Below are 434 nucleotides of genomic sequence, written 5' to 3' on the forward strand. Positions count from 1 at the left end.
AAGGCCGACCAGGACAAACCAGACCAGGCCGGGAATTTTGCGGGGCTGCTTGGTGTGAGCGTCTGCGCTGCGGTAGAGCTTGAAGACTTTTTTGTCGTAGCGCCAGGTCTGCTTGGTCAGGCTCTTGGCGTAGAGCAACTGGCGGCTGCAGTGGTCCCACTCATAAACGATGGTCAAGGGCAAATTAGCCATGCGGCGAACGTGCAGGTGGCGACCGACCAGGCCGTGCACGTGGCGGTCGGTGTTGATAACGTTTTGGGTGATGAGTACGAAGTCGACGCCCATGTGCCGGTGGGTGTCCAGGGCTTGGATTTCGTCGGGGACTTTAGAGCCGTTGGGCCGTGGTGGCCAGGCGCGCTGAAATTCGTCGAACACTATGACTGCGCCAGGCTTGGCCCACAGGTGCCAGTCTTTGAGGCCTTGGTTGTCACCAC

1 protein-coding gene is annotated in these 434 nt (G+C 59.7%); it reads right to left on the reverse strand.

The features are described from left to right. On the reverse strand, nucleotides 1-434 hold a 434-nt coding region (locus QEP12_RS16975; protein WP_284214994.1), incomplete at both ends, for a zonular occludens toxin domain-containing protein.

The organism is Comamonas jiangduensis (assembly GCF_030162955.1).
In the GTDB taxonomy this organism is placed as follows: Bacteria; Pseudomonadota; Gammaproteobacteria; order Burkholderiales; family Burkholderiaceae_C; genus Comamonas; species Comamonas jiangduensis.